19 protein-coding genes are annotated in these 25,893 nt (G+C 38.2%); 4 read left to right on the top strand and 15 right to left on the bottom strand.

Features of this window, described 5'->3' with window-relative positions; genetic code table 11:
* Positions 1-31 precede the first annotated feature (31 nt).
* The 10 genes from EGI31_RS21010 to EGI31_RS20965 form a co-directional block, all read right to left on the bottom strand.
* Positions 32-1,702, bottom strand: a complete 1,671-nt coding sequence (locus tag EGI31_RS21010; RefSeq protein WP_255039133.1) for an arylsulfatase — start codon at positions 1,700-1,702, stop codon at positions 32-34.
* 39 nt (positions 1,703-1,741) lie between these two features.
* The gene (locus EGI31_RS21005; protein WP_255039132.1) at positions 1,742-3,190 is read right to left on the bottom strand and encodes a RagB/SusD family nutrient uptake outer membrane protein; all 1,449 of its coding nucleotides are present in this window, start codon (positions 3,188-3,190) and stop codon (positions 1,742-1,744) included.
* Between the two features lie 10 nt (positions 3,191-3,200).
* Entirely contained in the window at positions 3,201-6,245 is a 3,045-nt protein-coding gene (locus EGI31_RS21000; protein WP_255039131.1) for a SusC/RagA family TonB-linked outer membrane protein, read from the bottom strand.
* A gap of 140 nt (positions 6,246-6,385) precedes the next feature.
* Positions 6,386-6,823, bottom strand: coding sequence for a DUF4395 domain-containing protein (locus tag EGI31_RS20995; protein ID WP_255039130.1), 438 nt, complete (start codon positions 6,821-6,823; stop codon positions 6,386-6,388).
* A 6-nt stretch (positions 6,824-6,829) separates the two neighbouring features.
* Positions 6,830-7,657 carry an SUMF1/EgtB/PvdO family nonheme iron enzyme gene (locus EGI31_RS20990; protein ID WP_255039129.1) on the bottom strand — a complete coding sequence of 276 codons (828 nt, stop codon included), beginning with the start codon at positions 7,655-7,657 and terminating at the stop codon, positions 6,830-6,832.
* Positions 7,658-8,082: 425 nt separating this feature from the next.
* Positions 8,083-8,802, bottom strand: a complete 720-nt coding sequence (bshB1, locus tag EGI31_RS20985) for a bacillithiol biosynthesis deacetylase BshB1 (protein WP_255039128.1) — start codon at positions 8,800-8,802, stop codon at positions 8,083-8,085.
* A gap of 4 nt (positions 8,803-8,806) precedes the next feature.
* On the bottom strand, positions 8,807-9,394 hold the full coding sequence (locus EGI31_RS20980; protein WP_255039127.1) for a DUF2490 domain-containing protein: 588 nt from the start codon (positions 9,392-9,394) through the stop codon (positions 8,807-8,809).
* A 160-nt stretch (positions 9,395-9,554) separates the two neighbouring features.
* Positions 9,555-10,298: a DUF2490 domain-containing protein gene (locus tag EGI31_RS20975; RefSeq protein ID WP_255039126.1), complete on the bottom strand. Its 744-nt coding sequence runs from the start codon at positions 10,296-10,298 to the stop codon at positions 9,555-9,557.
* Positions 10,299-10,499: 201 nt separating this feature from the next.
* Entirely contained in the window at positions 10,500-10,889 is a 390-nt protein-coding gene (locus EGI31_RS20970) for an Rrf2 family transcriptional regulator (protein WP_255039125.1), read from the bottom strand.
* 129 nt (positions 10,890-11,018) lie between these two features.
* Positions 11,019-13,589, bottom strand: a complete 2,571-nt coding sequence (locus tag EGI31_RS20965; protein ID WP_255039124.1) for a TonB-dependent receptor — start codon at positions 13,587-13,589, stop codon at positions 11,019-11,021.
* A 377-nt stretch (positions 13,590-13,966) separates the two neighbouring features.
* Here EGI31_RS20965 and EGI31_RS20960 point away from each other — a divergent pair, with 377 nt between their 5' ends.
* The gene (locus tag EGI31_RS20960; protein ID WP_255039123.1) at positions 13,967-14,797 is read left to right on the top strand and encodes an endonuclease/exonuclease/phosphatase family protein; all 831 of its coding nucleotides are present in this window, start codon (positions 13,967-13,969) and stop codon (positions 14,795-14,797) included.
* Between the two features lie 68 nt (positions 14,798-14,865).
* On the opposite strand, the gene EGI31_RS20955 is transcribed toward EGI31_RS20960, so the two are convergent.
* Positions 14,866-15,345, bottom strand: a complete 480-nt coding sequence (locus EGI31_RS20955) for a hypothetical protein (RefSeq protein ID WP_255039122.1) — start codon at positions 15,343-15,345, stop codon at positions 14,866-14,868.
* 325 nt (positions 15,346-15,670) lie between these two features.
* On the opposite strand from EGI31_RS20955, the gene EGI31_RS20950 reads away from it, so the two are divergent.
* Together EGI31_RS20950 and EGI31_RS20945 are read left to right on the top strand one after the other, a co-directional pair.
* Positions 15,671-17,566 (top strand): beta-N-acetylhexosaminidase, encoded by a 1,896-nt coding sequence (locus tag EGI31_RS20950; RefSeq protein WP_255039121.1) that lies wholly within the window; start codon positions 15,671-15,673, stop codon positions 17,564-17,566.
* 204 nt (positions 17,567-17,770) lie between these two features.
* Positions 17,771-18,523: a glycoside hydrolase family 25 protein gene (locus EGI31_RS20945; protein ID WP_255039120.1), complete on the top strand. Its 753-nt coding sequence runs from the start codon at positions 17,771-17,773 to the stop codon at positions 18,521-18,523.
* Here EGI31_RS20945 and EGI31_RS20940 read toward each other — a convergent pair whose 3' ends face one another.
* Together EGI31_RS20940 and EGI31_RS20935 are read right to left on the bottom strand one after the other, a co-directional pair.
* Positions 18,524-18,913 carry a DUF3052 domain-containing protein gene (locus tag EGI31_RS20940; RefSeq protein ID WP_255039119.1) on the bottom strand — a complete coding sequence of 130 codons (390 nt, stop codon included), beginning with the start codon at positions 18,911-18,913 and terminating at the stop codon, positions 18,524-18,526.
* Between the two features lie 55 nt (positions 18,914-18,968).
* Complete coding sequence (locus EGI31_RS20935) at positions 18,969-20,723, bottom strand: DUF4153 domain-containing protein (RefSeq protein WP_255039118.1); 1,755 nt, start codon at positions 20,721-20,723, stop codon at positions 18,969-18,971.
* A gap of 97 nt (positions 20,724-20,820) precedes the next feature.
* On the opposite strand from EGI31_RS20935, the gene EGI31_RS20930 reads away from it, so the two are divergent.
* Positions 20,821-22,260: an alpha-L-fucosidase gene (locus tag EGI31_RS20930; protein WP_255039117.1), complete on the top strand. Its 1,440-nt coding sequence runs from the start codon at positions 20,821-20,823 to the stop codon at positions 22,258-22,260.
* Between the two features lie 53 nt (positions 22,261-22,313).
* Here the strand turns inward: EGI31_RS20930 and EGI31_RS20925 are convergent, their stop codons facing one another.
* The gene (locus EGI31_RS20925) at positions 22,314-24,254 is read right to left on the bottom strand and encodes a KUP/HAK/KT family potassium transporter (RefSeq protein WP_255039116.1); all 1,941 of its coding nucleotides are present in this window, start codon (positions 24,252-24,254) and stop codon (positions 22,314-22,316) included.
* A 178-nt stretch (positions 24,255-24,432) separates the two neighbouring features.
* Positions 24,433-25,890: an APC family permease gene (locus EGI31_RS20920; RefSeq protein WP_255039115.1), complete on the bottom strand. Its 1,458-nt coding sequence runs from the start codon at positions 25,888-25,890 to the stop codon at positions 24,433-24,435.
* Positions 25,891-25,893: the final 3 nt, after the last annotated feature.

The raw sequence follows: 25,893 nt of genomic DNA, 5'->3' as shown, positions 1-25,893 counted from the left end.
GATTCGTTCTCCCTCGGTATAGGTTTAGGGATTATTGATTTCTTCGTGCGGCAGCTCCAGGTATTAGTTCGTTTCCGGGACGAATTTTACTGTATTCTACGACGCCAGTTTTTTCTGCCCATTGGTTGTAAGATGTTGAGAGTCTATTTACCACATCAGGGTGAGCCTCTGCCAAATCTTTGGTTTCACCACGGTCGTTTTCTAAATCGTATAGCTCCCATTTATAAGCTGGAAAGGTGGAAACAATCTTCCATTTGCCATCTCTTACCGCACGGTTGCCCGCTCTTTCCCAAAAAATTGGTTCGCCCCTATTTACTTCAGAAGCATCTCCAAACAATACTGGCAACAAACTTTTACCCGCCAGTGGGTTGGTTTTGATACCATTGTAGTTTTCAGGATACTTTATTCCCGCTAAATCATAAAAAGTTGGAGCGAGATCTATCAAATGACCTGTGCCTTTGTCTATTCTACCAGCCTTGATTTTGGAAGGAAACCAAGCAATAAATGGAGAACTGAATCCACCTTCATGCATATTGTTTTTGTACTGACGAAGTGGAGTGTTGGATAAGTATGCCCAGTTTTGTTCTTGATAGTCAAATGAACCTGAGGTGCCAATAGGACCAGCATTTACAACTTTTCCTCTTCTTAAAGGATTGTAGGTATTAAAACCACCCTGAGCTCCATTGTCAGAAATGAAAATAATTAAGGTATTATCATCTTTTTTAAGCTCTTTCAGTTTTTCTAATACTTTGCCTACGTTTTGGTCCATGTTGTCTACCATAGCGGCATAAACTTCCATTTTTTTCTTCCAAAAATCCTTCTCATCCCAAGTTAATTTATCCCATTCCGGCACTTCAGGATCACGGGCAGCTATGGTTTGACTTGGTAAAAGAATGCCATTTTCTTTGAGTTTATTTATTCTTATTTCTCTCAATGCATCCCACCCTTTATCGAACTTTCCTTTGTATTTAGCGATGTCTTCGGGCTTAGCTTGAAGCGGCCAATGCGGTGCTGTAAATGCTAGGTACAAGAAAAATGGCTTCTTTTCATTGTTTTGTTCCTGTAAAAACTCAATTGCGTTTTTGCCTATCTCATCAGTAAAATAGTAAGAATCATCTGCTGGATACTGACGCGTGTTATCTTTCAAAAGCGTGACAGGGTACCCATTTTGACCACCAATGTAAAGCGGCTTTGTGTTGAAGTAATTTGCTCCACCTTTCAGGATTCCATAGAATTTATCAAAACCTCGTTGCTTTGGCCAGCTTAAACTGTCATCACCAACATGCCATTTGCCAGACAATAGCGTGCTATAACCACCCGAACGAAAAACTTCCCCCAAAGTCAAAGACTCTTTGTTTAAAAAGCCTTGGTATGCCGGCAAACCTAGGTTGACGTCAAAATATCCAACTCCTGCCTTATGTTGATATTGTCCTGTCAACAAAGAGGCTCGCGTTGGGGCACAGATGGAGTTGTTATAAAATTCACGTAAACGAAGACCCTGCGTTGCCAATTTATCCAAATTGGGCGTAGCTATTTCAGAACCATAAATGCCGAGGTCTGAATATCCCATATCGTCCACCATAATCAGTATAACATTAGGACGACTGTCTGGCTTAACTTCCTGAACTTTTGACTTTTTTTGTGCTTGAGCCGCAATTGTAAGACTCAAAATGGCAGTAAATATTATAAGTGTTTTTTTCATTTTTAAATGTTTAAAATAATCGAGTCTAAAATATTTTAATTACCAACCTGCCACCTGCTTAAGATTTGGATTGAGGTCTAATTCTCTTTGGGGAATTGGAAAGTGAATGTGTTTGGCTTGTGCATTGGTCTTTCCTGCAGCTTTTAGTTTGGCAACATAATAATCTGCACCTCTTCTGGCCAAATCAAACCAACGTTGATACTCAAAAACCAGCTCCTTTCTTCGTTCCTCAAAAACCGCCTCTCGAAAATCTGCCTGACTAAGACTTGGTGAAGTAGTTTTGAGCAATGGAATGCCTGCACGTGTTCTCACTCTATCTATCGCAGCATAAGCTTGGTCATTAGGACCTGAATTTTGCTCATTCAGTGCTTCGGCATGAATCAATAAAACCTCCGAAAACCTAATGATTGGGGTGTTTTTAGAAGATTGATAAGGCGTCGTAGGTATAGCTGGGTCAAAATACTTATTAAAATGCGGGTCGGTTTTGTAAGTTTTTCCATCCGTTGGACTCACAAATTCTACTCCAAAAGTGATGTATTTGCGTTTATCTGTTTCTGCAAAAGCCGCAAATAGTTTTCCTTCTTTGTGCAGGGCATCGGCATAATCACCCGTGATGCCTGGCACTACAAAAGGTGCCGAAGAACCTGCCAACATGTTGCCGTTCCAATTGGTAAGGCCTTTAGATTGAGCCGAAAAAATATGTTCTTTACCATTTTTGGTGGCCACATTGTACACATCGGCATAGTTGGCAAATAAATCATACCAGCCACTGTCTATGACTTCTTTGCTTTTTTCGGCAGCTTTTGCCCAATTTTTCTGCGTTAGATACACTTTTGACAACAAACTTTTCGCCGCACCAGCTGTCGCTCTTCCTTTTATGGTTTCTTTTCCTGGAATTGGCAAGGCTTCGGCATCTGTCAAATCCTTTATAATTTGGTCATAAACAGCAGGCTCTGTAGCATTTGATACATTCAACGAAGTTGCATCTAAAGTGGTAGTTTCATGCAGCACCAAAGGCACACCGCCAAACCATCTAACTAAATTAAAATATAGCAAACCTCTTAAAAACTTGGCTTCATTCACCAAGTTTTTGGCTGTTTGGGCAGTAAGATTTGTATTAGAAGAAATATTATCAATGGCAATATTAGCTCTATTAATGCCATCGTAGCTCTGTCTCCACAACTCCAGCATTCGGTCGTTGGATGGATCATGTGTAAGACCTGATAAGGCTCTTACATGTGCATTTCTGGCTCTTGGACCAGCCTCATAGTCGTCGGTGGCCATTTCCGTACCTATCTGTATCAATCGATTGTAAAGCGTATGCTGACCGTTGTTGATGGCATTGTAAACAGCTATGACCGCCGCATCAGCATCTTTATCGCTCTTGTAAAAAGTCGATGATGAAACCAAACCCAAAGGCACTTCCTCCAATGAGTTACAGGCAAGCGTACTTATTGATATTAAAGCTATTATGATTTTATTTTTCATGATTTTAAGTTTAGAAAGTTAGATTTAAGCCCAAAGAATAGGTTTTGGAAGTTGGATAAATACCACTGTCGGTTCCGGGCGAGATAGAGCTACCGTTCGTAACTTCCGGATCAAAGCCTGTGTAATTTGTCAATGTCCATAGATTCTGCCCAGACAATCTGATTCTTACAGCTTCTATTTTTGCTTTTACCAAAAGTGGTTTTGGCAAACTATAAGTTAAGCTTACGTTTTTGGCTCTTAAAAATGATCCGTCCTCCACATACCTGTCAGAGAAAACTGGAGCAGGATCTAGCTTTGCACGCGGAATGGTGGTGCTTGGGTTAGTTTCCGTCCATCTGTCTAATGCAGCAATAGAAGCGTTTTGTTGGCCATTAAAAAGCTCCAAAGATTGACCATTGCCGTTTAAGATTTTGTTACCATAAGACCCTTGAAAAAGTACATTTAACTCAAAACCTTTGTAATTAAAAGTATTATTAAACCCTCCGGTAAATTTGGGCTGAGCAGTACCTATGGTTGTTCTATCCGCCGCAGTGGTAAATGCTCCGTCGCCATTGATATCTCTATAAAGTCTATCGCCAGCTTTGGGTACGGCATTGCCAGTCAGTTTCCCTTTGGTTTCGATATCTGCTTTTTGTAAAACACCATCTGTAACTGCTCCATAAAAACTACCCAGTGGCTCGCCCACTTTCACGATATAGTTTCCGAAAGTATAAAATGATGCTCCATTGCCTATTTGAATAACTTCGTTTTTATTGAAGGCTATATTGAAGTTTGAAGACCAAGAAAATGCTCCGCTACCCAATTGGGTGTTAGCTCCTACTTCTATACCTCTGTTTCTAACCGATCCAAAGTTTTGCAGTGAAGAAGTATGCCCACTAGTGTATGGAATCTGAACATCCAACAATAAATTAGAGGTGATTTTTTGATAAAGATCTAAGGTTAAGAAAAGTCTGTTTTTCAAAATGCCCAAGTCCAATCCCCCATCAAATTGATTGGTTTGCTCCCAACCCAAAAAGCTATTAGCGATTCTTGAAGGTCGAAACCCGGTAACAATTTGATCCCCAAAAATATACTTTACACTTTCTAAGGTGGAAAGCGACTGATATTCCCCGATTTCTTGATTACCAGTAGAGCCATACGAAGCTCTGATTTTCAGACTGTTGATAGCAGCAGAAAGTGGTGAGAAGAAATTCTCTTTACTCACTTGCCAGGCCAAAGCAGCTGATGGAAAATAACCCCATTTGTTGTTTACACCAAAACGAGATGATCCATCCGAACGAATACTGGCCGTTGCGAAATATTTACCTTCGAAATTGTAATTTACTCTTCCCAAATAAGAATTTAAGGCCCAGGTATTTGATGAGGATACTGGTGTTAAAGGGGTGTTACCACTTTGCAAAGCATTGTAAGTCAGTGCATCTGTTACAAAATTCTGCGAACCTGTACTCACTATTTCTCTGGTATTGCGTTGTTGGGTATAACCAGCTAAAATGTTGAAGAAATGCTTATTTTGAATGGCCTTCGAGTAGGTTAAGGTGTTCTCATTCAGCCAAGAGCTTGAATTGAAATATCCGATTCTTGCTTCCCCATTCAATGCTAAGCCTTCGAAAATAGAGGTGGGCAAATAGCTATTCTCACGATTGTTTTGAATATCAGTGCCAAATGAAACCTTTAATACCAAATCGTCGATGATATCATATTCACCATACGTTGTGGCCAAGACCCTGTATGCGTTTGAATTGTTAATTCGCTTATTTAATGCTGCTATGGGATTCGAGAAAATGTTTTCAAATGGGTTTCTGAGTGTATAGTTTCCATTGGCATCAAATACAGTTGCAGTGGCAGGCATACTAATTATCGCGGATACTAAGCCAGTTGGAGCAAGGTCTGCGGTAGTTTTTGTACCTGTCAGGTTCAATCCGAATCTCACCTTACTGTTGATATCCGTGTCTAGGTTTATTCTGGCACTGTATCTATTAAAATCGGTGTTTTTTATTATGCCATCCTGGTTGAAATAGTTTCCAGAAATCGCATATCTGGTCCTTTGGCTTCCACCAGAAATAGACAATTGATGATTTTGAGTTTTGGCACTTCTGAATGTTTCATCCTGCCAATCTGTACCAGCACCCAAGGCGTTTATTTGCTCCTCTGATAAATATTGGTTTTTACCTTTTGCTGGGGCAGAATCAAATAAAGCATCGTTTCGCAGTCGAGCAAAGCCTTTGGCATCCAACAAATCCAGTTTCTTATTGAGCTTTTGTACACCATAACTTACATCGTAGCTTACTCTGTTCTCATTGGTTTTTCCTTTTTTGGTGGTTATGATGACGACCCCATTGGCTCCTCTTGATCCATAAATAGCCGTGGAAGAAGCATCCTTCAAAACCGTAATAGACTCAATATCAGATGGATTAATAGAAGCTAAAGGATTGGAATTTGAACCACTAGCCACCCCAGCATTTTGGTCAGAGTTATAGATTGGAAATCCATCTACAACATACAATGGCTCGTTTCCACCTTGAATTGAGCTTCCTCCCCTTACCCGAACGCTTATTCCACCGCCGGGCTGACCAGAAGTTTGGGTAACATTTACGCCAGCTACTGTTCCTTGCAGAGCCCGGTCTAAACTGGTTTGAACGGCTTTAATACTTTGTGAATTTACCGATTCAATTGAGCCCGTCACATCTTTTTTCAAGAGTTGACCGTATCCAATTACCACCACTTCATTAAGTAGTTTTTGGTCTTCTTCAAGTTGAATAGTTACGGCCTCCTCATTTACTATTTCTTCTTTGGTTTTGAAACCTATAAAACTTATAACCAGTGTATAAGGAAACTTTTGACCTGTTTGAAAATAGAACTTACCATTGACATCTGTCGTGACAGCATGAGTCGTACCCTTAATTTGAACAGTTGCCCCGACTAAAGGTTCTTTTGATTTTTGGTCGATGATATTACCGACGAGTTTTGAATTGATTAAAGGCTTGGTTTCCTGAGCCGAAACGGCCAATGGAATGAGTAAAATGCCAAGGCATATCTGGTAAAGAATTTTTTTCATTTACTTTGTATTGGTTTAATTAAAAAATAAGATTTGGAAACCTGGTTTCCGATATTCATTTCGCGATGAACTTGTTTTTGGTTAAGCTTCTGCCAGTTCGGTTGCCGCCGGGCTGGTTTTTTATTTTTTACAACATCGTTTCATTTTAATATTTTTTTTAAAATAGTATATACATAACATCCCGCACAAAACCCAATGGAGGATTCCAATAATGAAAAAAGAGCTAAAACAGCTGCCAAAATGATGGCAATATCGGACCCTTCAAACCAAAGTGCCACAATAATTGAAATGGAGAAAAACCAGCCTATTTTAGCAGAGAAAATTTTAGGTGCTTGATCTATTGGTTTGGGATCAATTTTAACGAGGTTGATTACGAAATCAGACAGCTTATTTAATGGACTAAATTTGCCAGACTCAAAGGCCCTTAGACTAAAGTCAAAAAGTAAAAGACCTATAGGAAGCCAATTTTCAACCACCAAAAATGTAATGGTTAATAGGAAAACCCAAAGAGCCGTAAATCTGGCTTTGTTTTCATCGATTGTTTTAAAGTCCACTGGACATTCTAATTCAAAACTCATGGTCTTTTAAATTTTAATATCTTTAACGCATCTAAATCCTATATGTACCATGCCCGACTCTGGTGTAGAGTTGGTGCGGTTGCCGATTTTGTATCCATGACAAACATTTTTGTCACACATAAAAGACCCTCCACGGCAGATTCTTCTTACACTCAAATCATCCTCAGCGTTGCAGCCAGTGGATTGAACGGCATCTTGACACCATTGCCATACATTGCCTCCCATGTCGGTGAGGCCCGACCTATCCTCTCCAAAAAAACCAACTGGTGAGGTAGTTAGAAAACCGTCAGCACCAGAGTTGTAATAAGGAAAAGCCCCCTGCCAGCTATTCGCTAAATATTTCCCATCCACAAAATCTTGACTTCCCCAGGGATAAATTTCCTTTGATTTGCCTCTCGATTTGGCCACATACTCCCACTCTGCGTCAGTTGGGAGTCTTTTTCCTTTCCATTTGGCATAGGCCACTGCATCGTACCATGAAATCTGCGTCACTGGATGATTCAAAATAGCTGGTGAAGCATTTGGCCCAAACGGAAACCTGAAGTTTGCACCTTCGACTAACTCCCATTTTTGGGTTTTTGAATCAAAAATGATGGAATTCCCATATTGTTCAGCCTGCGTTTTGTAACCTGTGGTGTTTACAAATTCTTGGTATTCGCCCACAGTAACCAAATATCTATCAACCTCAATGCTGCCTATTTTTACAGTCTTGGGTCTGTTGGTTTCAGGGTCGGTTGTTTTGAAAATACCTCCTTCAAACACCACAGACCTTTGATTGTCAGTGATGGAGCTAGTTAGCAACAACAAACCCAAAAAACATATAAGTGATTTCATAATGAGAATATTAATATCCCAGAACCAGCTGCCAAAGCAATTTAACCACCAAACTACTTCAGCAGTGGTTTCTAGGAAATGTCGGAATTGATGAAATGAAAATTAGCAACAACAGCACATTCGGCTTGTCAAGCCAAATATGGAAATGGAATGATTAACCACAAAAAGAGGATAATTACAGAAATCTTTCATTGTTTGATTCTTTTACTTGCTGTTGGTGGTTAACAGCAACAAGTTTAATAATCTACTTAATCGATAGACAAAGATATTTATATAAATAATAAATCGCAACAAAAACTTGAACTTTATTTTTGTGTTTCGTGAAAATACACAAATTGTTGACTTATAATTATTTGCATCATTTGTTTATTTTACAAAACAGTCTATCACCGAAAAAAATATATAGAAATAGTACAAAAATGTCGCTAAATCACATCGAACAAACTGTGGATACCAATTGCCTTTTCTCTAACCAATCCCTCAGCATATTTTACTCCTATTCTTCTACCAAATTCTATGTTGCGGGCTTCTACCCTTCTGAAAAATTCTGGGGTTGAGATTATAGTTTCGGGTTCATTGCTCTCTGGATCAAAGAATTGACTTTTATAAGCCTTGAAGGCCTTAACCTTGGTTTCATAAAATGGCGTAATGTCAAAATATAAATTGGGTTCAATATAAGTATCTTGAATGTAGTAAAGCAAAGAATTGGGCTTCCACGGAATTTGCTTTTCGCCATACTCATTTAGCGTAGTCACTTTTTCAAGACCAGAAATAAAAACCGCCTCCTTCACTATTTTTGATGCCCTCACGTGGTCTGGGTGTCGATCAATTTCTGGGTTTGTGATGACTATTTCGGGCTGATGTTTACGAATACATTCCACTACCTTCATTATGTTGGGCTTAGAGACCTCGAAAAAACAGTCTGCAAAATTTAGGTTAGCTCTATAACTCAGTCCAAGAATACTTGAGGCCATTGTCGCTTCTATAATTCTTATTTCAGCATTGCCCCTAGTGCCTAACTCACCACACGTGAAATCAATTATACCTACTTTTTTACCCAATGCCAAGTGTTTCAAAATTATTCCTCCTGCTACGACCTCCACGTCGTCTGGATGAGCTGCAAAAAATAAAATATCTAGTTTCATTATCTTATCTTTTAATATTGTTGATGTTTTGAAACCAATAAATGCCTATGTTATGATTTCTTGTATAGACTTCATTTCTATTCAACTGATTCACAAGGAGATATCCGATTTGCAAGTAATTTCTCTTGTTGCTCGGATAAGCCAATCCTAAAAAGAATCTGTTCTGATCAAAAATGTCTTGTCCAGCAGTGACATTTCTCAGATAAAGGAAAAAATTATCGTAAACCACTATCGACAACATACCTTTCTGCTTTTTCCAATATGCCAAATCCACTGAAAAATTCAAATTTCCGTTCGCACGCATTTCAAATTTGCTTTCTACGACTTGATTCATAAAACACTCCTCAAGTCTAACCCAATGAGAAAGTTTAAATCTTCTACTTAGGTATGAAGCAGACTGGAACTGTTGCCATATTCTTTGTTCGTTTTCAACACCGTTAAACCGCTGGTATTCAGAACCAAAATTTGAAAAAGTGTAACCAGCCAACAGCTGACTTGCATCATCCAAAAATAAATTGCCCCCACTCTTGCCACTGTCTGAAACGGTTTGTTGGTGAAATTGTCTGTCCTTCTCAAATGCGGCTCCAGCCATAATCCCCAATGGTCTGAAAACCTGATTTTTGTGTAGTTACCCAGCCACAATTGATTTCCCACCACTACGGAATCTGACTTTTGGCCGTAACTAACAGAACAACAGATAATTGCCACAAAAAAAATTATTAGCAAATTAGATTGCTGAGAGTGAAGAACTCTCATTTATCTTTTTTACGGAAGTCTAAATTTTGAAAATAAAATATTCGAATAGTGTTCAAATTCAAATATCTATTTCCAGCAGCAAGCTGTTGATACACATTCATATACCCAAATTGCAAATTGGAGTGTGACGAAACATTATAGGCTAAACCAACAAATAACCTGTTCTGGTCAAAGGTGTTGTAAATATTTTTTTTTGAAAGGTTCAGCATTACTTCGTCATTTACAATCGCCGAAAATGTCTTTGGGACTATTCCTTTTTTGCTCAAAGGCACGTTTATCAAATAATTAGCTCTTATTCTTTCATCGAATCTGTACCCATCCACCAATTGGTTATCTTTATAATTTCTACGAAAACGTTCTTCTAGGCGAAGCCAATGCATTGTTCTAACTTTTCCGTATGTATTGTGCTGTTGAAACTGATGCCATAATCGGTGTTCAGGCTGTGATATTTCTGGGTGAGCTTCCTCGGGAAAATGATTAGCAAAAGTATACCCATTTGTAAATTTCAAATTGTCATTGATATAATACATAGCACCAACTCTTGCCAAAAACTTTGAAGGCTCTTTTACAAATTGGTCTGTTGTACGAAAATGCGTATCAAACCACAAACCCCATTTATTGCTAAAACGAATTTGATTAAAATACCCCAACCACAATTGCTGGTCAGTTTGAGTAATTCTTTGAGCAAATGACCCCGAAAATGAAAAAGAACAAAGAACAATTAATATCAAAATTTTCATATTTGATTAATCTTTAAATTACTAGTATTGAGGTCTAAAGTTGAATATTCTAAACACTTCAAAATTTATTATCATTTCCTGTTTACCCAATCTTACATTTACAATTAATAGAGCATGTTTGAGTGTTATTTTTTACAAACCAAATAGCTTAATTTTATTAAATTCAAAGTCATTAATTTTTAAAAAAAACCAGCTTTTTCATCAGGCAAAATCAAGAACTTTGAGGTTCTGAAGAGTTTTTAGATAATAAGATAATATCTCATGATTCAATGCCTTAAACCTACAGTCTACCTTGCTTATGCATTCGCAATTTTCGCCACATTCCGTTGTAAGCCTAACCTTACACTCGGTAAAGTTTAATATTTCCAAAACAGGAATATCTTCAAGTTTTCTAAGTAACCTATATCCTCCTAATTTACCTTGAAAGCTCTCCACAAACCCATTCTTTTTAAGTTCGAGCATGATACTCTCTAAAAACTTTTTCGGAATTTCAGTACCTTTTACAATCTCCGAAACATTAATCAGCCTCTCTTTTTTATTCAGAAAAACCAATGCCTTAATGGTGTAAATTGTCTTTTTTGTAAATCCCATAAATGATTTTGTTTTCGTGGGTGGGTTCGAACCACCAAACTAGGTTTATGAAACCTTGCCAACCCCTATGATTGCCACGAAAGTTTAAAAATGGGAGTAGATAAACTCCTACTCCCAAAAAACTAAAGATTAGTTAAGTGTAAATCTCAGAGTTACACTGTAGGTACGTGGATCACCCAAAATACCACCGATTTGGCCTGCACTTCCTAGAGCTACCAAAAGTTGCTCGTAGTAGTCCTTATTACCTAAGTTTCTGCTCCAAACAAATAGTGAAATACCATTTGAAGCTCTGAAACCAACTCTGCCGTTTAGCAAGGCATAGCCTTCAATATCTAAGAATTGTGAAGGGGATGGACTTGAAGAAAACGTAGAACGATAATATACATCTAAGCCACCAAAGTAGTTACCTTTTAGGCCAAACAAGCTACCTTTTCCGGTGATTTCGGTACCCAATGATCCTGCATATTTAGAAATTCCTGGCAAAACACTACCGGAAATATCTTTGAAGGCTGTTGGCCCTCCAACTTCTTCAATAGGCACAGGTGCATTGGTGAATTTTACATATTTTCCGTCTGTGTAAGCAAATGCTCCATTGAACGTAAAGTGGTTGTTGACTCTGATACTTCCATCAACTTCAATTCCAAGCACATTCACCTCTTCTGCATTGGCCAAATAACCCCTATTCACACCAGGTTCCGGTGTTTGTACTTGTGTTTGATAGTCTTTGATGTTGGTATTATGGAAAACTATGTTTAACACTGAACTCGCAGTTGGCTTGGTTTTTACACCGAATTCCCAATGCGAAACCGCTTCTGGCTTAACGGTAGCTAACTCTGTTAACACTCTACCATTGGCGGTTGGCAACCCTCCTACATTCACTCCAATAGGCTTGTAACTCAATGAGTAGGTTGCAAAAGAATTTACATTCTTGTTAACCTTGTATTGTAAAGTTAACTGGCCTGAAAAGTTATCCTCATTGGCATCTATGTCGAAGGTTTGGTTACTATAAACACCATTCTTCAAAGCCAACAATGCTGGATCCGTGGTTTGTAAACCACCATAGGTTACACGGCTATAATTAACCTTTTTGGTATCTTTATTATACCTGATACCCGGTAAAACATGTAGTTTTTCAGTAATGGCCCAGTCGGCTTGGGCAAACAATGCCGCACTTGAAGATATAATGTCATAAGTGGTTTTAATACCGAAATTATCCAACAGACCTGGGGTTTTCCATAAAGCACTGGTAGAACTTTGGGCAAAACGCCATTGTGCAGTACCTGCCTCTTCTGTATGAACGGGATCTGTTCTTAGATCCTGCCACAAACCAAATGCACCTACAACACCACTTATTTTATTATTTATTTTACCCGAATATCTAAATTCTTGTGAATACTGGTCATGCGACGAAGTTCCTGCTGAAATAGAAAATGAGTTTAAGCCCGTATAGTCACGGTCATTCAATGGATCCCATTTCCAGTATCTCCAGGCCGTAGTTGAGGTCAATGTACCTCCACCAATTTTGAAATCCGCATTCAGCGACAAACCACCCAATTGATTACCTGCTCTTGATGGAGTATCCTGGTCTATGATTCTCTCAAATGCACTTTTGTAAGGAATGGTATAGCCCAAATCGGCAATTATAGCATTGAACTGACGATAGGCTGCACGTTTGGTGGTCACTACCTTCGCAACTGGCCAACCATAACCCACTGGATTTTGATCTGTAACGTCCGCTATGAAAGTAAAATTGATTTTATCAGTAGGCTTAAATAATAACTGCCCTCTCACACCTATGTTATTGATGTCGTTAATATTGGTTTGTGTACGTGTATTGTATAACAAACCGTCTCTTTGAGTTCCAGTAAATGATACCCTTGCGGCTAGTTTCTTACTCAAAGGGCCTGAAACCGACGCTTTTGCTTGTATATATCCTTTGTTACCATAGCTCAACTCAAAACTAGCCGATGGGTCAAACGTTGGGGTACGAGAAGTTACGTTAAAAGCACCGGCGGTAGTATTTTTACCAAACAAAGTTCCCTGTGGTCCACGAAGTACCTCTACTTGGTCGATATCTATAAAGTCAAGAGCTGTAGCCGCTGGACGAGCATAATAGACACCATCAACATAATATCCAACACCCGGATCAATACCGTCATTGGTAAGTCCATAAGTTGAACCTAGTCCCCTGATATTCAAAGTAGTATTTCTAGCATTTGAAGCATAAAATTGAACTGTAGGTACCAATTCTTTCAGACGGTTTACGTTAAAAGCTCCTTGGTCTTCTACTGTTACGCCACGAATTACCGAAATAGGAATCGGAATATCTTGAACCGCCTCCTGCCTACGTCTTGAGGTTACTACCACATCTGCCAGGTTCTTGGTATCTTGTTCTATTCTGATTTCTACTTTGCTATCATTGATAACGAGTTCCTTTTTGATATAGCCGATAAACGAAACAATGAGCGTGAAAGGCAATTTCTGACCTGTTACAAGTGCAAACTCACCGTTGGCGTCTGTTGAGGCTCCATTTGTGGTTCCTTTGATTGATACAGTGGCTCCGATGATTCTCTCGTTGGTTTTAGCGTCTAATACTACACCTGATACCGTGGCGTTGATGATGGGTTTGTCTTGGGCAGAAATTAGTAGGGGAAATAAAAATGCTCCTACTAGAAGACTAGAATTTAAAAGTTTTTTCATTAATTTGAAATTGTTTAATTGAAAATAAGAAAACTGGCCTTTCACAAGGCAGCTCATTTAGCGATGATATTATTTTTGTTAAGCATCCGCCAGTCTGGTTGCAGCCAGGCTGGTTTTTTCAAAAATTATTTTAGAGACAACATCGTTGATTTATTCTGGTTATATTATTTAACAAATGTAGCGTAATCTATTTAGTCTATCAAAATAGTAGAGTATTAAAATTATAAAAATAATATTATTTTCTTTGTATAATTATATCCTTTTTTGAAAAAATTAAATTTTTGAGAGATGTTACCTTAAAATCAACCTCAAAGCTCTTAAAACTTTCAGTAATATTTTATTCAACCTTTCGCATTGCGGATACAACAAACCCCCTCATGAAATTACTTCTTATTGCTTTTCTTCTTTTGGTCCAGAGCCAAGTTTATGCACAAACCATCCAAGTGATGACCTTCAACATCAGATACAATACCGAGCGTGACGGCATAAACAAATGGGATAACAGAAAAGACCATGCGGCCGAAATGGTGAAATTTTATAAAGCAGACTTTTGTGGAATGCAAGAAGCTCTCTTAGGCCAAATAAATGACCTCCAGGAAAGGTTGCCCGAATACGGGCACTTTGGACTTGGCCGAGAAGACGGCAAAGAGAAGGGAGAATTCTCACCTATTTTTTACAACAAAACGAGATTTAAACTACTGAAAGAAGAGACTTTCTGGCTCAGTGAAACACCCGAAAAACCCAGTAAAGGCTGGGATGCCAATCTGCCCAGAATCGTGACTTGGGGATATTTTAAAGACCTCAAAACCAAAAAGAAATTTTATGTTTTTAACACGCATTACGACCACATTGGCCAAGTGGCACGGGCAGAAAGCTCCAAACTAGTTCTAAAGAAAATAAAAGAAATTGCAGGAACTGAAACGGCCATTCTTACTGGAGACTTCAATGCTACTCCTGATTCTGAGCCGATAAAGATTATTTTGTCTGGGCTAACAAATACCAAAGCAATCAGCCAAACGCCCCATTTTGGGCCGAACGATACTTTTACTGGATTTGAGCCGAAAGAACGAGAAAAAAGTGAAATAGACCATATTTTTGTGAATAACCCAAAACTAAAAGTGCTTAAGCACGCCACTCTGAGCAATACCTGGGCCGGGCTTTTTGCATCTGACCATCATCCAGTTTTGGCGGAGATTTCGCTGAAATAAGAATACCCTAAAACACAAAAACCAGCTCTAGGGGCTGGCTTTTGTGTTTATAATCAATTAGATAACTTTTATTCAAACTTTCCAAATCCGAAAACAAGACCTCCGTTGACCATAAATCCGTTTTGATAAGAGGCCCAAATATTCAAAGGACCAACTCTGAATCCCGCTTGTGGAGTCACTTGAAATTTTGTACCAGCATCAGCTATTTCCTCCGAATTTACATCAACCTTTGCTCTAGTGTTTAAGCCTAACTGTAAGCCAACAAATGGTTTAAATTTTTCTGTCATCAGATAAAATTTGCTTTGAGCACCATATCTAATTCCTGCTGAAGCCGACTCGCTGTTACCACCAACGGCTGCTCCCAAATAACCACCAAAATCGATTCTTGGACTTGGAGCATAGGCTGCTTCAAAAATATGGACCGCCAAACGACCGGAATTCTGACCACCGCCAAGTCCAGCTCCTAAAATCCCAACTCTAACTACTTGTGCAGAAATAGTCATTGAAAAACATAAAACTAGTGCCAATAATGTGAACGTTTTTTTCATTAATATAAATTAAAAATTTTGGATAATGCTGCAAAGATAGTACTTGACTTTAATTCCCAAAACAGTCTGGCTGAATTGAATAAATTGGAAGAACAAACTAAATATACACTTTAAAAAAACCGATATTTTTATAAGTGCACTTTATAAATTATCCGATATTTTTATAAATTCATGTATATATTCAAAATGAAAATCTTTTACAAACCATTCATTTTTTATTGAAAAACTTAACACAAAAGCCACACAAGAAAGAATACACCCTAAACAATTCTGAGTTCTTAAAAAATTTTAATAAATTACACCCCAAACCAAAAATCAAACCTTGATGAAAAAACATCTGCTGATAATCTTTATGTGTTTTGGAGCTATGTATGCCAAAGCTCAACACACCATTATACCCGCTCCGGTGAGCTTCGAAAGCAAAGAGGGAATGTTTATGCTTGATAATCAAACCAGTATTGATCTAAAAGCCAACAACCCTGAACTCAAGAAAATGACGGAAAACTTTCAAGCTTTTCTCAAAAATGCAGGGCTAAACCTCAACATCAAAGCGGTACCAAATCCTGACCGTGCCAATAAGGTAATCATCTTGGATTTGCTTAAAACCAAAGATGCCGTGCTGGGAACCGAAGGTTACACGCTTGAAGTAAAAGACAATACCGTAGAAATTTTTGCAAATGCCAACGCTGGAATATTCAATGGCTTACAAACATTGAGACAAATGCTACCCCGTGAATTTGAATCAAAAGACCGACCAATGGGTTTAGGTATGTTGATGGGTTGCAAAATAAAGGATTATCCACGATTTGGCTGGAGAGGTTTGATGTTTGACGATAGCCGCCATTTCTTTGGCGTTGATGCTGTCAAAGATTACATCGACAAAATGGCTCAGTACAAATTCAACGTTTTCCACTGGCACTTAACAGACGACGAAGGCTGGAGAATAGAAATAAAATCATTACCAAAATTTACAGAAATTGGAGCTTGGAGAGTAGAACGTTACGGAAAATTCGGCGAAGACCGACCGCAACCAAAAGAAGGTGAAAAAGCTACCTATGGTGGATTTTATACCCAAGAACAAATAAAGGATGTCGTAAAATATGCCGCTGAAAGAAATATAACTATTGTACCCGAAATTGATATTCCAGGACATAGCATGGCGGCTTTGGCAGCTTATCCTGAGCTATCAACTTTGAAAAAACCAACCTTTGTAAATCCTGGTGCTAAGTTTGCCGAATGGTACGCCAACGGCACTTTCGAGATGCTCATTGAGAACACCCTCAACCCTGCCGACGAAAAAGTTTACGAATTTGTAAACAAAGTAATGACCGAAGTGGCCGCACTTTTCCCAGGCCAGTACATACACATGGGAGGAGACGAAAGCTATCATGGATATTGGGAAAGAGATGCCAATGTACAGGCTTTCATGAAAAAAAATAACATAAAAGACACGCATGAACTACAAAGCTATTTTGTTAAGCGAGTTGAGAAAATAGTAAGCAGCAAAGGAAAAAAACTTATCGGGTGGGACGAAATACTTGAAGGTGGTCTAGCTCCGGGTGCCGCTGTGATGAGCTGGAGAGGGATGAAAGGAGGAATAGAAGCTGCTAAAATGGGCGTTCCGGTAGTAATGACTCCTACTACATACGCATACATAGACTATATGCAAGGCGACAAAAGTGTAGAAAACCCTATTTATGCCGAACTCTTACTTGAAAAAACCTTCGAATTTGAACCTGTACCAGAAGGAGTAGATCCAAAATATATTCTTGGAGGACAGGCCAATCTATGGACTGAAATGATTCCAAACCTTCAGTTCGCTTACTACATGACATATCCACGAGCATTTTCTACCATAGAAACGCTCTGGAGTCCTAAGGAAGCCAAAAACTGGAGCAGTTTTGTGAATAGAGTCGAATCACATTTCTACAGATTTGATGCTGCCAAAACCAATATTTCAAAAGCCGTATATGAGCCCATTGTTAAGGTAAAAAAAGATGGTGAAAAAATAATGGTGGAACTTACCAACAATGTTCCAAATACCGAAATCTATTACAGCATAGACAATACCTATCCTGTAAATTTTGCGAATAAATACAAAGGGGCTTTCGAAGTACCAAAAGGTTTCTTGAGCCTAAGAACTCAAACTTACAGAAACGGACAAGCACTTGGCAGAGAACTTATTATACCCTATGCGGAGTTAGCCAAAAGAGCAAAATAAGGAATTTCTGAAGTTTTTATTTGTTCATAAAAAAACAAAAATGAGTCAATATGCATTGGCTCATTTTTGTTTTATAGCGAAATTGTAATTTTTAAAGAAAAAAAATAAAAGAAGAAAGTTCGGGGAATTAACACGCATAAAACTGAGTAAACGGCACAATAATTGCTCTAAAGTGTTGGTTAATAATCAAACTTTTTCAGACACATGTTCTTAAACTTTACGGTTGTATTCACATTATTTTTGAATATTCTTTCACTCAATTTTGCTCCGAGCCACAAGCACATTACCAAACGATACAGCATACATGGTATTGACGTGTCGCATCACCAAAGATATGTGGATTGGGACAAAATAGCTGAACATAATGAGTTCAAAGTAAGTTTTTGTTTCTTAAAAGCAACCGAAGGGGCCACGCATGAAGACACCAGATTCCATTCTTATTGGAGAGAATGCTCAGACGCAGGCATCGTTCGTGGGGCATACCATTTCTACCATCCTACGAGAGGAGCTGCTGACCAAGCCAAAAACTTTATCAATAATGTAAAACTACGTGATGGAGACCTGGCTCCCGTGCTAGACTTTGAAAAAGACAGCCCCAATGCCAACGTTATAACCGTAAGAAAAGGCCTTATGAAATGGCTGCAAATTGTGGAGAAACACTACGGTATTCGTCCGATTATTTACACCAATACTTCAATCTATAACAAATACATCAAAGGTCATTTCAAGAACTACTCACTTTGGCTGGCTGATTATAATTCTGGCAATATCCATTCATTGGTAAAAAGCCCAAATCTCAAATTTTGGCAGTATACTGAAAAAGGAAGAGTTTCAGGTATATCAGGACATGTAGATATCAATGCATTTGTGGGACCCGAAGAAGAATTTGAAAGCATGAAACTTGGAAACGAGGATTTCGAACTAGATATCGAAGTTGAATCTGTTTCCAGAAAATAATTACTTGCGATTTTTGAGTGGCACCAAATATTTACATGCCGTCCAAGTATCGTCAATAGCACTTATTTTGACGTCAACCATGCCATGTTTAACAGCAACAGATTTAGCTGAGTGATAGTCTAAATCGGTTGGAACCTTAGCAGTTTTCTTAGGCCAAGAGACCCAAATCATACCTTTTTGGGCGAGCCTTTGAAATACTTCAGCAAAAGATTTTTCCAATGCAGACAAACTACTTTCAAAAATATGCACAAAATCTGCCTGTTCGTTTCCTTCGGCCTCCTCAACCTCTGGCACTTCTATCAATAAATCAAAATAGTTTTCAGGAATATTAGTCAAAATCACTTTTTGACCGTCTTTCAGTCCGAGTTTTTTGTAGAGTGGGTTAGACATAATGTCAAAAATCAAAATTTAAGTATTTCGATTTTTCAAATCGAAAATAAAAAAATTAGTCACTAATTGATAATTTCTTAGTCAGTAATAGTTTCCACTTCACATTCTCCAAGGCTCCATTTCTTGAGTTTCCACTTTCCACGTAAAGCTTCATTTTATATTTCTCACTATCTTTCAGAAACGTTAGATCAGAAATAGGCAAATCACTTGCGTTTAATTTCGTCAATTCATTTAAATCAAAGCCAATTTTTTCTTTTGAATTAATATTTACATTAAGTTGATTTTGTTTCAAATCCCAATCGAAAGTATCATTTCCAATTTTGACCACATCTACTTCTTCCCGAAACTCATTCGGGCTAATAAGAAAATCTGCTTTATCCAAAACCAAAAACTCACTATTTTTAACACTAAAGAATTTATGTAAGTCAAAAGTCTTTTTCTGAGGAAATCCCGTCAGCTTGATTACTAGCTGACTACGATTATATTCATTTTTTTCAGCAATCAACTCATCAAATTGTTTTTTACTTAAATACTTTTCCAATCTTTCCGGCTGATTTTCAGAAAGATATTCTAAAGCCGCAAAAACTCTGTCCTGATTCACGCTATCTAATTTCAAATTAGCCGGCACAACTATTTTACCCCCTTTCAAAACTTTATATTTATTCAAAACCTTCTCCAACCTGCCTTCTTGGTTTATTCTTGAACTTTGAAAAGCATTAAAAGGGGCATAAATACCAAACAGACCAACCAACAATAGCGAAAGCGGAATGATTTTAATGTTATCTACCTTTGAAATCGAAAAATATAAACCTACCCCAAGCAACCAAACTGCCAAAAGTGCAACAAAATACCTCGGTTCAGTTAGTCCATACTGCGAAATTCTGACATAAATAGCTACCATCATCAAAGCCACCAAAGGCAATAAAATCCAGTAGTAAAGTTTGGTATAAGTCTGAATCCACCTATTGGCTTCTTTAAGCGGATAAATGAGCAAAAACGCCAAAATACCAAAAATGGCACTGGCCAACACCATGATACTCACCCAGCCTTTGGGCAAAGACCATTGCAAGGCAATTTTGGCCTCATAGGCAACCAAAATACCCAAATATATGGCCACCAATGGTAGCAGAACATATTGTGTAAAATACTTTAATCCAATCGGAAATTCGGTTTCAGCATCTATCTTGTCTATACTTGGCAGCTTAGAAGTGAAAATGAGTGTATTGAAAAAACCGTTAACCCCAAACCAAATATAAACATACCAGTCATTACTCAAATTTAATTCGAAAAGATTCTGAATTCCTGAGAACGCTAAAACCAAACCGGCACTTAGTGTACCACTATACAAGAAAGCCGTTAATATATTGATAAACAACGTTTTGTTGTATTGCCAAAAACCAGAAGGGTTATTTTTGAAAATATAAGGAGCAACAGAAACCAATAAATGAAATACTATGACCAAAACACCATATTTAATCATGTACGATTTATTGTAAAAAATATCAGCGGGTGCAGGAGAGCCGAAGAAATAAAATAGTAGAAACGCCAAAACTGACAAGCCAACCACCGTAAACCGCGGTGTAATTTTCCTTTCTTCAAAAACCTCTCCACTAAAAAACAATGGCAAAAACAATAAAAATGTGGTAGCCAACTTTTCTATTTCCTTGCTATGAGCATCGTCAGTTGCCATCATTACAAAAAACACTGTTCCTGCCAAACTGCAAAGCAGGGTAACAGGAAATCTCCCGGTAGCCGTAATAAATGAACCCAGAACAGACCTTAAGTTTTCTAAAGAAAAGAATTTTGCCATTTTTTAGTGATTTACGAATCAAAATAAACGTATTTTTTCTTTATATGCCCAATAACCCCTATTTTTATAATTTATAAAATATTTTATTAAATATCAAATGAGACTAATCAAACTCTTTGCTTTTTTTGCAATAGCCTTTGGTTTTACAGCTTGTAAAACTTCCAAAATAACCTCTCCAAAACCATTAACTGTAGTTCCAACGAAAGACCAATTGGCTTGGCATGAGCTCGAAACTTACGCATTTATCCATTTCACAACCAATACTTTTACGGGTAAAGAATGGGGTTATGGCGATGAAAGCCCATCGATTGTCAACCCAACTGACATGAATACAGACCAATGGGTAAAAACCATCAAAGATGCCGGCCTGAAGGCAGTGATTCTCACCTGCAAACACCACGATGGCTTTGTGCTTTGGCCAAGTAAATATACCAATCACTCTATAGCCGCCAGTCCATACAAAAACGGAAAAGGCGACATCGTAAAAGAGGTTTCAGAAGCTTGTAAAAAATATGGTTTGAAGTTTGGCGTATACCTTTCGCCATGGGATAGAAACCGAGCCGACTACGGAAGTCCTTCTTATGTAGAGTATTATAGAAATCAACTGAAAGAGCTTTTTGCAGCCTATGGACCCATTTTCGAAATGTGGTTTGACGGAGCCAACGGCGGAGACGGATACTATGGTGGTAGCAAGGAAATGAGAAAAATAAATGGAAAAACTTTCTACGATTGGCCAAAAACCATAGAACTGGTTCGAGGTTTAGAGCCAAAAATCTTGTTTTTTTCAGATGCGGGTCCGGAAATTCGTTGGGTAGGAAATGAACGAGGAATAGCTGGCCGCACCAATTGGAACACCATCAGTAGAGATACGCTGTATGCTGGAAAAGCTGGAATAGAAGAACTATTGAATACAGGTCACGAAAATGGCAAAGACTGGGTGCCAGCGGAAGTTGACGTGAGCATCCGACCAGGCTGGTTTTATCATGCCGAAGAGGATGCCAAAGTAAAAACGCCTGAGCAATTGTTTGATATTTACATGACATCAGTAGGTAGAGGATCCAATCTATTGCTTAATATTCCGCCTGACAGACGTGGGCAAATTCATGAAATAGACGTCAAAAACCTTTTGGAATGGAGAAAATTATTGAATGAAAGGTTTGCAAACAATCTAGCCCTACATAAAAAAGTAAAGGCTACTTACGCATTCAACAAGAAACAAAAAGCACAAAATCTTACAGATGGAGACAATAAAACCTTCTGGGCGGCTTCAAAAAACAATTGCGAAATTGAGGTAGATTTAGACAAAATCGAAACAGTCAACTTCGTTGAGGTGTCGGAATACATTGCTCTTGGACAGAGGGTTAAGGGTTTTGAGGTAGATATATTTGAGAACGGAAAATGGAAAAATGTAGCCAGAGAGACGACAATTGGCTACAAACGAATAATTAAAATTTCTACTACTAAGGCAAGTAAAATACGATTAAGAATAACAGATGCAAAAGCAGAAGTTATCCTAAGTGAATTAAAAGCCTTTTAAACTTCTCAGCTCAAAAAAAAGCCCTTGAAAATCATTTTTCAAGGGCTTTTCAATTACATTATTCTTTCCAGATTTATCTCTGTATTTGGCCTGATTACCAACGGCACTTTCTCCACCTTTACGTTGCTAGCATCCAAACCAAACCACTTGTGTTCCGGGGTTGTAAACTGCTTAATAAAGAAATACGTCTCCATTACCAATTTTTCAAAAAACGGCAGTTTGTTGTCATAAGACAGGTACTTTTCCAAAACCACAAACCTAAAGTCTCCAATAACATTTTGTTTGCTCAAAGACTCATAACGACTGGTTATATCTACCTCACCAGACTTTACCAAATCCTCCACAACCTTCTTGAAATAAAGGTTTATTCTTTGTTCAACTCTAAATCCGAGTTTGAAGTTAACTTTGATAATATCGTCCTTGGCTATAACATCCACTTTGTATTTGCGAGTATATGGCTCATCAGTAGTGTCAACATGTACAAACCAAAAGATATCGGCTCGTTTGGGTCGTTTTTCCAAGATCGAATACATTACCTTTGATTCAATATCAGTAACTCTATTAGCATTTGACATAAAAATCAAATGCGTAGCATATTTCGGAATGCTGACATCCTCGCTTAACTCTTTCAGGCCAGGAATGTATTTTTCAAGTTTAACGTATTCTGTAAGCCTATTCTTGATTTTACTTGATCTGTACCAAACTATCATTACCCCTCCGATAAGCGTGGCTATGAGTAGTGAAACCCAACCTCCATGTGTAAATTTGAGCAAATTGGCCGCCAAGAAGCTGAGTTCAATTGCCAAATAGACAACTAAAAATAAACCAACCCAAATTTTGTTAAACTTGTGCGTATAAAGGTAAACCACTGCCAAAATGGTGGTCATCATCATGGTAAGTGTAATGGCCAAGCCATAGGCCGCCTCCATGTTGGAAGATTCTTTGAAATATAAAACAATACCAATACAACCCGCCAATAGAAACCAGTTGATAGAAGGAATATATAATTGTCCTTTCTTGTCTGAAGGATAATTAAGTCTAACTTTAGGCCAAAATGAAAGACGTATCCCCTCCGAAATCAAAGTGTAAGAACCTGTTATTAAGGCCTGACTGGCTATAATAGCCGCTGCAGTGGCTATAAGAATCGCAGGTAATAGGAACCATTCCGGTACTATTTCGTAAAATGGCTTTCTACCGTCTAGATGTGTTCCATGTTGTGAGATTGCCCAAGCTCCTTGTCCAAAATAATTTAATAACAAGGTGATTTTTACAAATACCCAGCTGACACGAATGTTTTGACGACCGCAATGTCCTAAGTCAGAGTAAAGTGCCTCTGCTCCAGTGGTACATAAAAATACGGAGCCCAAAAGCCAAAAGCCTTCTTTATGAAAAAACAAAAGTTTGTAAGCATAATAAGGATTTATAGCCCTAAATATTGATGGATTGTGAATTACTTGAGAAATACCCAAAATGGCCAACATAGAAAACCATATCAACATAATAGGCCCAAATGCTCTACCTACAACATTGGTTCCTAGCGATTGAATAAGAAACAGCACTGTAAGAATACCTATGACGATTGGAATGGTTTCTATTTCTGGGTATTTAATTTGTAAACCTTCAATGGCCGAAGAAACTGAAATAGGTGGGGTAATGATGCCATCTGCCAAAAGTGCCGCTCCACCAATAATGGCTGGCACGGTCAACCATTTAGCATGTCTTCTTACCAAAGCATACAAGGCAAAAATGCCTCCCTCTCCTCTGTTATCTGCTCTTAAGATAAGTATTACATACTTCAGTGTAGTTTGTAAAGTCAATGTCCAAAAAATAAGCGAAAGGGATCCAAAGACAAGCTCTTCATCTATAACCTCCTTACCTATAATGGCTTGCATCACATATAATGGAGAGGTTCCGATATCCCCAAAGATTATTCCTAAAGTTACTAATAAGCCCCCGAGGCTTAGTTTATTTGTTTCGTGGTGTTCTTTTGACATAGGTCTTTTTGAAAAAGTGTGCAAATGTAAGACGAATATTTGTATTACGATTATTTTCCAAATTATTTTTCTGTTGAAAAATAATAGCTCTTAAAAATTGGCAATCAGTCTTTTAAAACAAAAAAAGAAGGCGAAAACCTTCTTTTTCTGTTTAACGATAAAGATTTTATACAAATCCTCAATCCTTTTCCATTTCGTTAAGATTACTTTTATTACGGCTGTACAAGAAGTAAACAATAATTCCCAAACTGCTCCAAATCAGGAAAGCGTACCAAGTATCTATACGTAAACGAGACATCAAAAACAAATTAAATAAAACTCCCATAGGAGCTACAAACCATATTAAAGGAGCCTTGTACGGTCTCTCTAAGTCTGGCCTTTGGTATCTCAATAAAAGCACTGCACCAGAAATCATCGCAAAAGCGAGCAAGGTTCCAGCAGAACACATTTCGGAAACCTTGTCTATAGGTGTAACTGCCGCAACTATTGAAACTATCAAACCTACCAATAAAGTGCTTTTCCATGGTGTCTTGAATTTCGGGTGAATCTCTTTGAAAAAACTAGGCAATAGGCCGTCCTTTGCCATACCCAAAAAGATACGAGTTTGGCCCAATAACATCACCAACATTACAGAAGTTAAACCTGCAACCGCGGCCAACGTAATGATAAACACAGCCCAAGGAAGTCCAGCATCAGCAAAGGCAGAAGCCACAGGAGCTTTCAAATCAAGTGTATCATATCTTACCATACCCGTAAGAACCAACGACACAAGAATGTATAAAACCGTACAGATAATCAAAGAGGCTACAATAGCAAAAGGTACATCTTTACGTGGGTTAATTGCTTCACCAGCCTGCGTAGAAACTGCATCAAAGCCTATATAAGCAAAAAACACGATAGTGGCAGCAGTAATAACACCATCCCATCCAAAGGTTGTGGTACCATCAGCTGCGGTTACGGTATCAGGAATGAATGGCGTCCAGTTTTCTACTTTTACGTAAAAAGCACCAACCAAAATCACAAAAATTACCACACTAAGCTTTACAACAACTATAATATTGTTTGTTTTAGATGATTCTTGAATCCCTCTAACTAAAACAGAAGTTACTATCCATGTTATAAAAAATGCTGCTATGTTGAAGGCGGGGGTTGGACCATCTAGGCCAAGTTTTTCACCAGCCGTGAAAGGATCATTCATAAGATAAGCCGGAAGTTCTATACCAAACAAATGCAGGAACTTTTCAAGATAACCTGACCAAGCCACTGCAACCGTGGTTGCTCCCATCATGTACTCTAAAATCAGATTCCAGCCGATAATCCATGCAAAAAACTCACCTACTGTTCCGTAAGAATACGCATAAGCAGAACCCTCCACAGGTAATATTGATGCGAATTCACTATAACAAAGGGAAGCAAATGTGCAACCTATGGCCGCTATAACAAATGAGACTGCCAAGGCAGGCCCAGCGAAGTTGTGTGCAGCAATACCGGTTAGTGTAAAGATTCCACCTCCTATAATGGCTCCAATACCGAGAGATGTCAATCCCCATTTAGTGAGTACTCGCTTAAGCTCTGATTTCTTCATATCAGCCTCATAAGCGTGCATCGGCTTTTTCCGCCAAATACTTTTTTCCATGTT

It is taken from the genome of Lacihabitans soyangensis, assembly GCF_024343775.1.
GTDB lineage: Bacteria > Bacteroidota > Bacteroidia > Cytophagales > Spirosomataceae > Leadbetterella > Leadbetterella soyangensis.
The sequence above is the reverse complement of the archived record's forward strand: the minus strand, read 5'-3'. Positions and strand labels throughout refer to the sequence as shown.